Origin of the sequence: Polynucleobacter sp. MWH-Aus1W21, from assembly GCF_018687275.1 — a bacterium.
Lineage (GTDB): Bacteria > Pseudomonadota > Gammaproteobacteria > Burkholderiales > Burkholderiaceae > Polynucleobacter.
The window spans coordinates 1,548,389-1,563,039 of the sequence record NZ_CP061287.1 but is presented as its reverse complement, the minus strand read 5'-3'; the positions used below and the strand labels follow the sequence as shown (position 1 = coordinate 1,563,039).

11 protein-coding genes and 1 pseudogene are annotated in these 14,651 nt (G+C 46.7%); 11 read left to right on the top strand and 1 reads right to left on the bottom strand.

The window, feature by feature from the left end:
* Window positions 1-94: 94 nt before the first annotated feature.
* Entirely contained in the window at window positions 95-667 is a 573-nt protein-coding gene (ompA, locus tag ICW03_RS08055) for an outer membrane protein OmpA (protein WP_215347131.1), read from the bottom strand.
* A gap of 159 nt (window positions 668-826) precedes the next feature.
* On the opposite strand from ompA, the gene gyrA reads away from it, so the two are divergent.
* The 11 genes and pseudogenes from gyrA (at window position 827) to ICW03_RS08000 (ending at window position 14,647) form a co-directional block, all read left to right on the top strand.
* Window positions 827-3,535, top strand: coding sequence for a DNA gyrase subunit A (gyrA, locus tag ICW03_RS08050; RefSeq protein WP_215347129.1), 2,709 nt, complete (start codon window positions 827-829; stop codon window positions 3,533-3,535).
* Between the two features lie 26 nt (window positions 3,536-3,561).
* A complete protein-coding gene (gene serC, locus ICW03_RS08045; protein ID WP_215347127.1) occupies window positions 3,562-4,659 on the top strand; it encodes a 3-phosphoserine/phosphohydroxythreonine transaminase in 1,098 nt (365 codons plus the stop codon).
* Window positions 4,659-5,738, top strand: coding sequence for a prephenate dehydratase (gene pheA, locus ICW03_RS08040; protein ID WP_215347126.1), 1,080 nt, complete (start codon window positions 4,659-4,661; stop codon window positions 5,736-5,738). The genes serC and pheA overlap by 1 nt, the downstream gene beginning before the upstream one ends.
* 48 nt (window positions 5,739-5,786) lie before the next feature.
* Window positions 5,787-6,905, top strand: a complete 1,119-nt coding sequence (hisC, locus tag ICW03_RS08035) for a histidinol-phosphate transaminase (protein ID WP_215347124.1) — start codon at window positions 5,787-5,789, stop codon at window positions 6,903-6,905.
* Entirely contained in the window at window positions 6,902-7,783 is an 882-nt protein-coding gene (locus ICW03_RS08030) for a prephenate dehydrogenase/arogenate dehydrogenase family protein (protein ID WP_215347122.1), read from the top strand. Before hisC ends, ICW03_RS08030 begins: the two co-directional genes overlap by 4 nt.
* Window positions 7,784-7,791: 8 nt before the next feature.
* Complete coding sequence (gene aroA, locus ICW03_RS08025) at window positions 7,792-9,111, top strand: 3-phosphoshikimate 1-carboxyvinyltransferase (RefSeq protein WP_215350270.1); 1,320 nt, start codon at window positions 7,792-7,794, stop codon at window positions 9,109-9,111.
* A 4-nt stretch (window positions 9,112-9,115) separates the two neighbouring features.
* On the top strand, window positions 9,116-9,778 hold the full coding sequence (cmk, locus tag ICW03_RS08020) for a (d)CMP kinase (RefSeq protein WP_215347120.1): 663 nt from the start codon (window positions 9,116-9,118) through the stop codon (window positions 9,776-9,778).
* A 144-nt stretch (window positions 9,779-9,922) separates the two neighbouring features.
* Window positions 9,923-11,596 (top strand): 30S ribosomal protein S1, encoded by a 1,674-nt coding sequence (rpsA, locus tag ICW03_RS08015; protein WP_068324328.1) that lies wholly within the window; start codon window positions 9,923-9,925, stop codon window positions 11,594-11,596.
* Between the two features lie 52 nt (window positions 11,597-11,648).
* Window positions 11,649-11,987 (top strand): annotated as a pseudogene (locus tag ICW03_RS08010) (integration host factor subunit beta); the annotation flags it as partial.
* A gap of 66 nt (window positions 11,988-12,053) precedes the next feature.
* Window positions 12,054-13,265 carry a lipopolysaccharide assembly protein LapB gene (lapB, locus tag ICW03_RS08005; RefSeq protein ID WP_215347118.1) on the top strand — a complete coding sequence of 404 codons (1,212 nt, stop codon included), beginning with the start codon at window positions 12,054-12,056 and terminating at the stop codon, window positions 13,263-13,265.
* A 17-nt stretch (window positions 13,266-13,282) separates the two neighbouring features.
* Window positions 13,283-14,647, top strand: a complete 1,365-nt coding sequence (locus ICW03_RS08000; protein ID WP_215347116.1) for a UDP-glucose/GDP-mannose dehydrogenase family protein — start codon at window positions 13,283-13,285, stop codon at window positions 14,645-14,647.
* The last annotated feature ends 4 nt before the right edge of the window (window positions 14,648-14,651 follow it).

Here is a 14,651-nt window from a genome sequence, read left to right as displayed (position 1 = left end):
TGATTGGCCGTTTGTGAAACTATTAGAGAAGTTTACGAATATAGCGGAAATAAAAAAGCCCGCTAGAAGCGGGCTTTTTTACAAGTAAAGTGAATTACTTAGCTGCTGTACCAACAACTTCGATGTCAGTACGGCGGTTCTTAGCGCGGCCTTCAGCAGTTGCGTTTGATGCAACTGGATTGCTCTTGCCTTTAGATTCTGTGTAGATACGGCTACCGTCAACACCCTTGCTTACCAAGTATGCTTTAACGGATTGCGCACGACGCTGACCAAGGGCCATGTTGTATGCATCTGTACCAACGCTGTCAGTGTTACCTACAGCAATAATTACTTCTAACTTGATTTTCTTCAAGTCAGCAGCGATCTTGTCCAAAGTAGCTTTACCTTCTGGCTTCAATGTAGCTTTGTCGAAGTCATAAAGTGTGTCAGCTTGCAAAGTGATTTTGCTTTGGCTTACACCAGAAGCAGCAGCTGCTTTAGGAGCTAAAGCACCGTCACAACCTTTAGCTGCAGTAGCAGGTGTCCAGTTGTTATCGCGCCAGCACAATGTGCCATCGCCGTTTTTCCAATTCAAGCCAGAGCTGTTTTCCCAGTTATCAGATGCAATTGCTGCAGAAGCAGAAACAGTGATAACAGAAGCCAGCAACACTTTTAGGGTTTTGTTCATTTTTAGTCCTCAAAAATCTCTTTTTTAATTAAAGTCAAACTTAAATGTAATTCGCCCTACCTTGATGCAAAAACTGCAAAGCGACACATCTCAATTTCGTACAAACTGACAGAATCTTAGCATAGGGCCTACCCGTCATCAAAATGATATTATTTCCAGATGGAACAAGCCGCTAAAGAAACACTACCAATATCCCTCGAAGACGAAATGCGGCGGTCCTATTTGGACTACGCAATGAGCGTCATCGTCGGCAGAGCCCTGCCAGACGTGCGTGATGGCCTCAAACCGGTTCACCGCCGGGTCTTATTCGCTATGTATGAATTAAACAACGATTGGAACCGAGCTTACAAAAAATCTGCCCGTATAGTTGGCGATGTAATCGGTAAATACCATCCGCACGGTGATTCTGCGGTGTATGACACGATCGTTCGGATGGCCCAGGACTTCTCTCTGCGCTATATGTTGGTTGACGGGCAGGGTAACTTTGGCTCCGTAGACGGCGATAACGCTGCTGCGATGCGGTATACCGAGATCCGCCTGCGCAAGATTGCCCATGAGCTTTTGGCCGATTTGGACAAGGAAACGGTCGATTTTGGGCCAAATTACGACGGTAGCGAGAAAGAACCCCTGATTCTGCCTGCCAAAGTGCCTAATTTGCTCATAAATGGCAGTTCTGGCATTGCAGTGGGTATGGCGACCAATATCCCTCCCCATAACCTGGATGAGGTGGTTACAGCCTGTCTGCACGTGCTTCACAACCCAGAATGCACGATTGATGAGCTCATTGAGATCATTCCAGCCCCCGATTTCCCAACTGCCGGAATTATTTATGGCGTTCAAGGGGTTCGCGAGGGCTACCGCACTGGCCGTGGTCGTGTGGTTATGCGGGCAAAGACTCACTTCGAAGATTTGGATAAGGGCGCGCGTCAAGCAATCATCGTTGACGAACTGCCATACCAAGTTAATAAAAAGAACTTGCTCGAGCGCATTGCTGAGTTAGTGAACGAGAAAAAAGTTGAGGGTATTTCTGATTTGCGTGATGAATCAGATAAATCCGGTATGCGTGTTGTGATTGAGTTGAAGCGCGGTGAAGTGCCTGAAGTTGTTCTCAATAATTTGTATAAGAGCACGCAGCTTCAAGATAACTTCGGTATGAACATGGTGGCATTGGTCGATAACCAGCCACGCCTGTTGAACCTGAAGCAAATGCTTGAGTACTTCTTACAACATCGTCGCGAAGTGGTTACACGTCGCACGATTTTTGAATTACGTAAAGCGCGCGATCGCGGTCACGTTTTAGAAGGCCTAGCTGTTGCATTGGCAAACATCGATGAGTTCATTGCGATTATTAAAGCCGCTGCGAACCCAGTGATTGCTAAACAAGAGTTGATGGGTAAAGCATGGGATTCATCAATGGTGCGCGAGATGTTGGCGCGTGCTGAGACTGATACGCCAGGCGGCCGTAATGCCTATCGCCCAGAAGGTTTGTTGCCTGAGTACGGTATGCAGACAACCGGCTTATATCGCCTCTCTGATAGTCAAGCGCAAGAAATTTTGCAGATGCGTTTGCAACGCTTGACTGGTCTTGAGCAAGACAAGATCGTTAACGAATACAAAGAAGTGATGGCAGAGATTTCTGACTTACTCGATTTGTTAGCGAAACCAGAACGCGTTACTCAAGTGATTGAGTCCGAGTTGAAAGAAGTGCAATCTGAATTTGGTATTGCTGGTGGAGATACAGGTCGTCGCTCATTTATTGAAATGAATGCAACCGAACTCTTCACCGAAGATTTGATTACGCCACAAGATTTGGTAGTGACACTTTCCAATACTGGCTATATGAAGAGTCAGCCGCTGAGTGAATACCGCGCACAAAAACGCGGTGGACGCGGTAAGCAGGCTGCTGCTACTAAGAACGAAGATTGGATTGAAACGCTCTTCGTAGCAAATACGCACGATACGATCTTGTGCTTCTCTGATCGAGGTCGCATGTATTGGCTTAAGGTCTGGGAAGTTCCACAAGGAAGCCGCACTTCTCGTGGCAAGCCAATCGTCAATATGTTCCCCCTGATTGAAGGCGAGAAGATCACTGTGATTCTGCCAATTAAGGGCTATCAAGACGATCAGTACGTATTCATGGCTACTAGCTTGGGCACCGTTAAGAAGACACGTTTGTCTGACTTCTCTAACCCACGTAAGGCCGGCATTATTGCGGTTGACTTGAATGAAAACGACTTCTTGGTTGGCGCAGCGATTACTGACGGCCAGCATGATGTGATGTTGTTCTCTGATACTGGTAAAGCAGTGCGCTTTGACGAGAATGATGTTCGCCCAATGGGACGTACTGCACGCGGTGTGCGCGGTATGAACCTAGGCGAAGGCCATCAAGTGATTGCGATGTTGGTTGCTCCTGCGGAGGCTGCAGAAGGTGTTGAGGCTGCTGTGGTCGATGCAAACGGCATAGCGATTCCAAGTAGCGTGTTGACTGCAACAGAAAATGGGTACGGTAAACGTACGCCGATCGCTGAGTACACACGTCATGGACGCGGTACTAAAGGCATGATTGCAATTCAGACTTCGGAGCGCAATGGCAAAGTTGTTGCCGCCGCCTTGGTATCTCCAGAAGATCAAATTATGTTGATTACTACTGGCGGTGTCTTGGTCCGTACACGCGTTTCTGAAATTCGTGAGATGGGTCGCGCTACTCAAGGCGTTACTTTGATCAACGTTGACGAAGGTACACGTTTATCTGGCTTGCAACGTATTGCTGAAAGTGATTCAGATGATGACGCTGATGACGCAGAAGAAGGTGACGTATCTGCAGATCCAGCAACCGACTCTACTGACGATACGGCAGGTGACGCTTAAGCGTCACCTTTGGGCTAAACCACATCATGACTTTTGACCGCCGCATTTTTAATTTCGCAGCGGGGCCTGCTACTTTGCCTGAAGAGGTGTTGAAGCAGGCTGCCGATGAAATGTTGAACTGGCGTGGACTTGGCACCAGTGTGATGGAAATCAGCCATCGCAGTAAAGAGTTTATGGAAGTGTATGAAGAGGTCATTCAGGATCTTCGTACGCTGATGAATATTCCAGATTCTTATGAGATCTTGCTTTTGCAAGGCGGTGGTCTTGGTCAAAATGCTGCGATCCCGATGAATCTTATGCCTCTCGCCAAGAGTGGCCCCAAGGCAGATTTTTTGGTCACGGGTATTTGGTCAGAAAAGTCATTTAAAGAGGCAAAAAAATATGGCACAGCAAATTTAGCTGCGTCTTCTGCTGCAGAAAAATTTAATACGATTCCCGCCAGATCAACTTGGCAATTATCAAGTGATGCGGCTTACGTGCATTACTGTGCGAATGAAACTATTGGCGGCGTTGAATTCTCAGATGTGCCAGATGTGGGCGATGTTCCACTGGTTGCCGATATCTCTAGCAACATTCTTTCTAAAGAGATGGATGTGAACAAGTGCGCCGTTTGGTTTGGTGGCGCACAAAAGAATATTGGCCCCTCTGGGGTAACGATTGTGATTGTTCGTAAAGATTTAATCGGACATAGCATGGGTATTACTCCAACGATTTGGGATTGGGCAGTTCAAGCCAATACTCAGTCCATGATTAATACGCCGCCGACATTCTCGATATATATGGCTGGCTTAGGCTTTAAATGGTTGCTCAAGCAGGGTGGCGTTAAGGTAATTGAGAAGCGGAATCAAGAAAAAGCAGATTTGCTCTATAACTTCTTAGATCAAAGTAGTCTGTATGAAAATCGCGTCACAAAAGAATACCGCTCACGCATGAACGTGACATTCTTCTTAAAGGATGAAAGCCTAAACGCAGAGTTTTTGGCCCAAACAAACGCTGCTGGTTTAGTTGCATTGCGTGGCCATAAGGCTGCTGGTGGTATGCGTGCCAGCATCTACAACGCAATGCCTATTGAAGGGGTAAAAGCCTTGGTTGAATTTATGCGTGACTTTGAAAGGCGGGCTTAATGAGTACTGAAGAACAGCGCTTAGCTCCCTTGCGGGAAAAAATTGACGCATTGGATGCGCAAATTTTAGATTTGCTGACTCAACGTGCAAAAGCTACGCAGGAAGTTGGCCATGTTAAAGGTGGATTCGCTTCACCAGTCTTCCGTCCTGAGCGTGAGCGCCAAGTGGTCGCGCGTTTACAAGAAATCAATAAAGGCCCTTTGCTTCCAGATGGCATTGCTGCTATTTGGCGTGAGGTGATGTCAGCTTGTAGGGCTTTAGAAGCCCGCCAAACAATTGCTTACCTTGGTCCAGTCGGAACATTTTCTGAGCAAGCCGCACAAACGTATTTTGGCCACTCGATTGCTGGCTTACCTTGCGCAAGCTTAGATGAAGTCTTCAAAGCAGTAGAAAAAGGCGCAGCGCAATTTGGCGTGGTGCCTGTAGAGAACTCTAGTGAAGGTGCTATCTCACGTACATTGGATTTGTTGCTTGATTCTTCCATGCGGATTAGCGGCGAAGTAGTGTTACCGATTCGTCATCACCTATTGACTAAGAGCGGTAACTTAGATGGTGTCACTACTGTTTGTGCTCACGCTCAAGCTTTAGCGCAGTGTCAGCAATGGTTAAGCGTGCACGCTCCACAATTGAAGCGCCAAGCAGTCAGCAGCAATGCAGAAGCAGCCCGCATGGCTGCTGTCGATCCTACTTTGGCCGCAATTGCTGGTGATCCTGCGCAAGAGGCCTATGGCTTGCAAGCAGTAGCTGCGCAGATTCAGGATGACCCACATAACCGTACTCGTTTTGTCGTGGTTGGTAACTATGCATGTCAGCCAACAGGTAAAGACCAGACCTCATTGGTGCTCTCTGTAGATAACCAACCAGGTGCTGTACATCGTTTGCTAGCACCACTAGCAAAGCATGGCGTTTCGATGAATCGCTTTGAATCTCGCCCAGCACGTAAAGGTACTTGGGAATATCACTTCTACATTGATATTGCTGGCCATACTGACGACGATAAAGTAGTGAGAGCGCTTGAAGAGCTTAGAGTTGTCGCGGCTTTTTATAAGAACCTTGGCTCCTACCCACATTCTGCTTGAACAAGTAAAAATTAACCAAAAAATTAGTAATCACATTAGTAAAGCCAAATGACTTCCAAAATTGGTCTCAAACATATTCATGCGATAGCCCCTTATGTTGGTGGGCGACCTATTAGCGAGGTTGCGCGCGAGTACGGTCTTGATGAAAACAAAATTGTGAAGCTGGCTTCTAATGAAAATCCATTGGGCATGCCTAAGTCTGCAAAAGATGCCATGCTAAAGGCGGCGAGTGATTTGGGTCGCTACCCCGACTCCAATGGTTTTGAGCTAAAGAATGTTTTAGCGGATCGATTGGGTGTGCCGACAGACTGGATTACTTTAGGTAACGGTAGTAACGATATTCTGGAATTAGCTGCGCGTGCTGTTGCACAAGCTGGCGACGAAGTGATTTTCTCAAAACATGCTTTCGCTGTTTATCCCTTGGCTACGCAGGCTGTTGGCGCTAAAGCTGTTGAGGTTGCCGCAACCGATATTTACGGTCATGACTTGCCGGCAATGTTGTCAGCAATTAAAGCGTCGGGCGATAAAGCAAAACTCGTGTTTGTGGCTAACCCAAATAATCCAACTGGCAGCTACTTAACTGCAAAAGAGATTGAGGATTTTTTGACGGCAGTGCCATCGAATGTAGTGGTTGTGCTTGATGAAGCATATAACGAGTACCTTACACCAGAGCAGCGCTACGATGCAATCGCTTGGGTGAAGCGTTTTCCAAACATGATTTTGTCACGTAGCTTCTCTAAAGCGTACGGTTTAGCTGGCTTGCGGATTGGTTATGGTGTTGCGCAGCCGCACTTAACCGATTTACTTAATCGTATTCGTCAGCCATTTAATGTGAACAGTCTGGCTCAAGCTGCTGCGATCGCAGCCTTTCAAGATAAAGCATTTTTGCAACAAGGTTTTGAACTCAATCGTGCGGGCTATGACCAGCTCACCAAAGCCTTTGACGAATTAGGCTTGCGCTATCTGCCATCTGCAGGAAATTTTGTTCTTGTTAAGGTGGGTGATGATGATCAAGCCGGCACATGTATGAATTTGGAATTACTCAAGCGCGGCATTATTGTTCGTCCAGTGGGTAATTATGGTTTGCCTCAGTGGCTGCGTATATCGATTGGTTTGCCAGAGGAAAATGCGGCTTTTATTGCCGCCTTAAAAGATATTCTTAAATGACCATCATTAATCCGGCAAGTAATTACGGCACTGTCACCATCGTTGGTGTTGGTTTGATTGGCGCCTCATTGGGTTTAGCGCTAAAGCAAGCTGGTGTGGTTACTAAGGTATTGGGTGTAGGTCGTAGCAAAGAAAATTTAGATCAAGCGCTCAAGATGGGTGCAATTGATGGGGTGGTGGATTTAGTTGAAGCTGCCAAGCAGTCTGATGTAATCGTTCTTTGTGTGCCAGTGGCGCAAATGCGTTCCGCCTTTGAGGCGATGGAGCTGTATCTTGAGCCGCGCACGATGATTACCGATGCAGGCAGTACTAAAGGCGATGTGATTTTGGCTGCCAAGGAAGTATTGGGTAAGAAAGCTTGTCAGTTTGTGCCGGCACATCCGATTGCGGGTGGCGCTCAGCATGGTGCCAGCGCTGCTAAAGCAGATTTATTTCAGGGCAAGCAAACCATTATTTGCCCACTTCAAGAAAACTCGCCAGAAGATACAGCTTTGATTACTGGCTTCTGGGAGTCAGTTGGCTCTGAAGTGAAAAAGATTGGCGTTGTACAGCACGATGCAATTTATGCGGCCGTATCCCATCTTCCACATCTTTTGTCATACGCTTTAATGGCTAGCGTGGTGAACTCAGAGGATGCTGATCAAAAGTTGAGTCATGTTGGTGCAGGGTTTAGGGATTTCACGCGCATTGCTGCTTCTAGCCCTGAAATGTGGCGAGATATTTGCCTGGGTAATCGCGCTGCCATTCTGAAAGAGTTGGATCGATACCTCTTGATCGTTAATCACATGCGAAAACTGATTGCTGAAAATGATAGCGTTGGTTTAGAGAAATTATTTAATAAGGCGAGCAAGGCACGTCAAGACTTGGACGTAATTTAATGAGCGGTTTGCCAGACATCACTATTGGGCCATTTAAGCGAGCACAAGGTTCGATTGTTTTACCGGGCTCAAAGAGTATCTCTAATCGTGCATTATTATTGGCGGCGTTATCCACTGGAACAACCACCCTCAAGAATTTATTAGATGCTGATGACACGCAGGTTATGCGCAATGCTTTGCGCCAGCTGGGCTTAACAGTCACAGATATGGCTGACAAGGTTTGCGTCGTTGTGGGTTGTGGTGGCAAGTTCCCTGTGCAGGATGCAGACCTCTTTATGGGAAATGCTGGCACTGCGATTCGTCCGCTGACTGCTGCTTTAGCAATGCAGGGCGGCAGCTATCGATTATCTGGTGTTGCGCGAATGCATGAAAGGCCTATTCGTGATTTGGTCGATGGTCTACGTCAAGTAGGTGCGAAGATTGAGTACGAATTGCAAGAAGGCTACCCACCAATCAAGATATTGGCGGCAGATATTCAGATTAAAGACATTGTTAAAGTACGCGGTGATGTCTCCAGTCAATTTTTAACCGCATTGCTAATGGCTTTGCCATTGGTGGCGAATGAGCCGGTACGCATTGAAGTGATTGGTGAGTTGATTTCTCGCCCCTATATTGATATCACTTTGAAGCTCATGGCGCGGTTTGGCGTCACAGTTGCTTGTCCTGATAAGCAATCATTCATCATTCCAGCGAAAACCTCTGATGTGGTTTACAAGAGCCCAGGTCAATTATCTGTAGAAGGTGATGCTTCCTCTGCTTCATACTTCCTTGCTTTAGGCGCTATAGGTGGCGGCCCAGTGAGGGTATTGGGTGTTGGCAAGGACAGCATTCAGGGGGATGTAGCATTTGCGGATGCGCTTGCATTGATGGGTGCCAACATTACTACTGGTGAAGATTGGATTGAAGTTGCTGGCGTGAAAAATGCCAATGGCAAACTGAATGGCATTACGATTGATTGCACAGAGATTCCGGATGCTGCAATGACGCTTGCAGTTGCTGCTTTATTCGCAGAAGGTCCAACACGTTTAAATAATATTGCTAGCTGGCGCGTGAAGGAAACAGATCGTATTGCAGCAATGGCAAAAGAATTAAAGAAGGTTGGTGCAATCGTAGAAGAGGGCGCAGATTACATCGTTGTTCAAGCACCTATTGCGCACAGTGACTGGAAGTCACCAAGCGAAGGCATTGATACTTACGATGACCATCGTATGGCAATGTGTTTTTCGCTCGCTGCATTTGGTCCAAATACACTGAAGATCAACGATCCCAATTGCGTGGCAAAAACTTTCCCGACCTATTTCGCTGAATTTGCAAAGGTAGTGAACTGAGTTCATGAGTTCATTTCCAGTCATCGCTATTGATGGGCCCACCGCTTCAGGCAAAGGTACCGTTGCGTCTTTGGTTGCAGAAAAGTTGGGATTTCATTATTTAGATAGCGGCGCCCTCTATCGCTTAGTTGCCTTGGCAAGTGAAAAACAAGGGATTGATGTCAAAAATGGCCCTGAATTAGGTCTTTTAGTCCCTAAGTTATTGATTTCATTCAAAAATAGTCAGATTTTCCTCAATGGCGAGGATGTGACTGATGCTATCCGTACGGAAAACATTGGCTTAAGGGCCTCCGCTTTGGCAGTTCACCCTGAGGTTAGGGCTGCTTTAGTGGGTCTGCAGCGCAGTTTTCGCCAATCTCCTGGTCTTGTGGCCGATGGCAGGGATATGGCCAGCGTTATATTCCCAGACGCGATTTTGAAGGTTTTCTTGACTGCAACGGCCATTGCCAGGGCTGAACGTCGCTATAAGCAATTGATAGCTAAGGGAATTTCTGCTAAACTTGAAGACTTGCTGCAAGATTTGCAGGAGCGCGATGCCAGAGACAGTAGTCGAGGTGCCGCCCCCTTGTTGGTTGCAGACGGTGCAAAAGTGCTTGAAACATCAGATTTGTCGATAGATCAAGAAGTTAAGACAGTTTTGGATTGGTATCAATCTGCAATTGCCTAGTTTGTAGTTGTTTAAGTAGTTGGTTGTAAGCAGTAGTTTTTGGCGTCTTAAGAAACTCCACAACGCGACTTTTCATTAGCGTGTTTCTTGAAGACTTTTTTAACCTAACCCGTCAGGCCTTCTGGCGGCACAAAGTGAATACACATGTCTGAATCATTTGCAGAACTATTTGAAGAATCATTAACCCGATCGAATATGAAGACCGGCCAAGTTATTTCGGCTGAAGTTCTTCGCATCGACCATAACTTCGTCGTTGTTAACGCTGGCTTAAAGTCTGAAGCGTTTATTCCTGTTGAAGAATTCCATAACGACGCTGGAGAGATTGAAGTAGCTCCTGGCGATTTCGTTTCTGTTGCTATTGACGCTCTTGAGAACGGCTATGGCGACACAATCCTATCCCGTGACAAAGCTAAACGCTTGGCCTCATGGATGAACTTGGAAAAAGCTCTCGAGCAAGCTGAGATCGTTACCGGTACTGTTACTGGTAAGGTTAAAGGTGGCTTGACTGTGATGGTTAACGGTATCCGCGCATTCTTGCCTGGATCACTCGTTGATACACGCCCAATCAAAGACACCAGCCCTTACGAAGGTAAGACGATGGAGTTCAAGGTTATCAAGCTTGACCGTAAGCGTAACAACGTAGTGTTGTCACGTCGTGCTGTTGTTGAAGCTAGCCAAGGTGAAGAGCGTGCTAAGTTGATGTCTAACCTTAAAGAAGGTGCAGTGGTTACTGGCCTCGTTAAGAACATCACTGATTACGGCGCATTCGTCGACCTCGGTGGTATCGATGGCCTCTTGCACATTACTGACTTGGCATGGCGTCGTGTGCGTCACCCAAGCGAGATGTTGACTGTTGGTCAAGAAGTCACCGCTAAGATTTTGAAGTTCGATCAAGAGAAGAACCGTGTTTCACTCGGCGTGAAACAACTTGGCGATGATCCATGGGTTGGTATCGCTCGTCGTTACCCACCAAACACCCGTTTATTCGGTAAGGTAACTAACCTGACTGACTACGGTGCATTCGTTGAAATCGAATCTGGTATCGAAGGTTTGGTACACGTTTCTGAAATGGACTGGACTAACAAGAACGTTGCTCCAAGCAAAGCTACCGCATTAGGAACCGAAGTTGAAGTAATGGTTCTGGACATTGATGAAGACAAGCGTCGTATTAGCTTGGGCATCAAGCAGTGCAAAGCGAATCCATGGGAAGAGTTCTCACGTGCCCAACAAAAAGGCGACAAGTTAACTGGCGCAATCAAGTCTATTACTGACTTCGGTGTGTTCATTGGCTTGCCTGGCGGTATCGACGGTTTAGTTCACCTCTCAGACCTCTCATGGAATGAGCCAGGCGAAGAAGCTGTTAAGAAATACAAAAAAGGTGATGAAGTTGAAGCCACTGTATTGGCAATTGATGTTGAGAAAGAGCGTATCTCTCTCGGTATCAAGCAATTGTCTGGCGACCCATTCAATAACTACACATCTGTCAGCGACAAGGGTAGCCTCGTTACTGGTACTGTGAAAGCTGTTGATGCTAAGGGTGCAACAATTCACTTAGCTGATGAAGTTGAGGCTTACTTACGTGCTTCTGAGATCTCAACAGATCGCGTTGAAGATGCACGCAATGTATTGAAAGAAGGCGACAGCGTTACTGCAATGATCATTAATATTGATCGTAAGTCACGCGTTATCAATCTTTCAATCAAAGCAAAAGACAGCTCTGATCAACAAGATGCAATGAGCAAGCTCCAAGGTGATGCGCAGTCTGGCACAACCAATTTGGGTGCTTTGTTAAAAGCAAAATTGGACAATCAAGGCTAAATCAATATCGCCGCTTTCCATGAGGAGGGCGGCGATTTTTTATTGATAGATCATGACAGATCAAGAGCAACAAGCAATTACCCGCTCCGAACTAGTGGAGAGCCTTGCGGAACAGTTTCCGCAGCTTTTGCCTAGGGATGTAGAGTTAGCGGTAAAAACTTTGCTGGACACAATGACTCATGCCTTGGCTGAGGGTAAGCGTATCGAGTTGCGCGGCGTGGGGAGTTTTGTACTTCATCATCGTCCTGCACGCACTGGTCGCAATCCAAAGTCTGGTGAGAAAGTATTGATTCCAGAAAAACGCGTTCCGCACTTTAAGCCTGGCAAAGAGTTGCGTGAGCGAGTTGATTACAAGCCTTTGAAGCAGGCGGGCCCCAAAGAGGGTTCTGGTGCCTAAGATTCAGGCTCAACCTCAGTGGTCCGTTCGGGCCATTTTTTTATTTAAATTCTGCACAGCATGATTCAGATAGCTACCGCCTGGTTATTGCTGCTTCCAGTCATGTTTGGCATCGGCTGGCTGGCTGCACGTTGGGATTTGCGTCTTGAGAATCGCATGGATGAGCGTGAGCGTATGCGTCAGCAACGTTCGACTTTTAAAGGTTTAAGCCTGTTACTTAATGAGCAACCCGATCAGGCCATCGAAACCTTAGTCAAAATTGCGCAGTTAGACCCAGAGACAGTTGAACTTCATTTCTCTTTAGGTAATTTATTCCGCCGTCGTGGTGAGACTGAGCGTGCTATTCGAGTGCATCAGCACTTGGCTAATCGCGATGACCTGAAGCCGCGTGACCGTGACCACGCCGCCTATGAATTGGGTCGTGACTTCTTGCGTGCTGGCTTATTGGATCGAGCCGAAGCCTCTTTAAATCGTGTGGGTAACGGTAAATATGCTGAGCCTGCAAAAGAAAGTTTGCTTGAGATGTATCAAATTGAGCATGATTGGAAAAAGGCCATCATCGCCGCTAGCGAACTCGAGGGTTTACAGGGTAAATCTCACCATACTGAGATTGCGCAATTTCATTGTGAGTTAGGTCAAGAGGCTTTGCGTCGCAAAGATTTGGTTGAGGCTGAGCAATCAATACAACGTGCATTGCAAGCCGTGTCAAATCATGCCCGCGCTTTAATTCTGCAGGGCGACTATTTAATGGCAATGGATCGACCCACTCAAGCCATTGAAGCCTGGAGCATAGTTGCCAATTCTCACCCAGCGTACATGCATTTATTGGCGGACCGCTGGATGCTGGCGCATGCTGCCATTAATAAAGAGGACGAGGGATTGGATCGTCTTTGCGAGCTACTTAAAACCCAGGCTACTGGTGAATTGCTAGACATTGTGCATAAGCACTTGATGAAAATTCGTGGCCCTCAGGCTGCAAATATTATGTTGTCAGATGTGATGCAGCATTCCCCAACATTAATTGCTTTGTCAAAGTTAGCTGAAACCCGTCTTGCGTTAGAGGAGGGTAGCGCTAATCCTGAGAGATTATTAGAGCTGCAGTCCATTCTGAATTTATTACGTCAGCGTACGACTAGCTTGGCTCGTTACACTTGCGGTAATTGTGGATTTAGGGCGCGAAGATTTTATTGGCAGTGTCCTGGCTGCAATCATTGGGAGGCCTATTCCCCAAGACGTAGTGAAGGTGCTGCGCCAAGCGGCCCCTCGATGTAAAGAACTTTGGAGAGCAATTGAAAGTCACCATCATCGGTAGCGGTTACGTAGGTCTTGTCACTGGCGCTTGTTTAGCCGAGCAAGGCAATAACGTCTTTTGCGTAGACGTCGATTCTAAGAAGATTGAGATCCTCAATTCTGGTGGTGTGCCGATTTATGAGCCAGGCCTTAAAGAAATGATTGAGCGCAATCGCGTTGCAGGCCGTTTGCAGTTTTCTACTGATATTGCTGCTTCAGTAGTTCATGGCGATATTCAGTTCATCGCGGTAGGCACGCCTCCGGATGAAGATGGCTCGGCTGATTTGCAATACGTTGTAGCAGCTGCGCGCAATATTGGTCGTCATATGACCACCCCTAAAGTGATTGTCGATAAATCTACCGTGCCAGTCGGTACGGCTGATAAGGTGCAAGTCGCAATTACCGAAGAGCTAGAAAAGAGAGGTTTGCCTTCAGACTTATGTGCCGTAGTCTCTAATCCTGAGTTCCTAAAAGAAGGTGCAGCGGTAGAAGACTTTATGCGTCCAGACCGAATTGTGATCGGCACTGAAAGTACGCCAGCGGGACTTCGTGCCAAAGAGAAAATGCGCAAACTCTATGCTCCATTTAATCGTCATCATGAGCGTACGTACTACATGGATGTCAAAAGTGCTGAGCTAACTAAATATGCAGCTAATGCAATGTTAGCGACTCGCATCTCTTTTATGAATGAGTTGGCTAACCTTGCTGACTTAGTCGGTGCCGACATTGAATCCGTTCGCCAGGGCATTGGTTCAGACTCTCGTATTGGTTATGGCTTTTTGTACTCCGGTACGGGGTATGGCGGATCATGCTTTCCTAAAGATGTGTCAGCACTATCCAAAACTGCTAAAGAGCATGGTCGGGATCTCAAGATTCTTGATGCTGTAGAGGCCGTTAATGAGCTACAAAAGTACATCTTGGTCGAGAAGATCGAAAAGCGTTTTGGCAAAGACCTCAAGGGTATGAAGTTCGCATTGTGGGGTTTAGCTTTTAAGCCCAATACGGACGATATGCGTGAAGCGCCAAGTCGCGTGATTATTCAAGAATTAGTTAAACGTGGTGCCCAAGTGGTTGCTTATGATCCAGTTGCCATGCCTGAAGCTCTTCATGCTCTAGAACTCGACTTTAAAGGTAATCCAACAGGTCTGGCACAAGTATCAATGACTGCTGATCCTATGTCAGCATTAAATGATGCTGATGCATTAGTCATTGTGACGGAATGGAAAGCATTCCACACCCCAGATTTTGATCAAGTCATGCAAAAACTTAAGCGCGCGATCATCTTTGATGGCCGTAATCTCTACGAACCAGCATCCATGCAAGAATTAGGTATTGAGTACCATGGTATTGGGCGACATAATTAAGTAG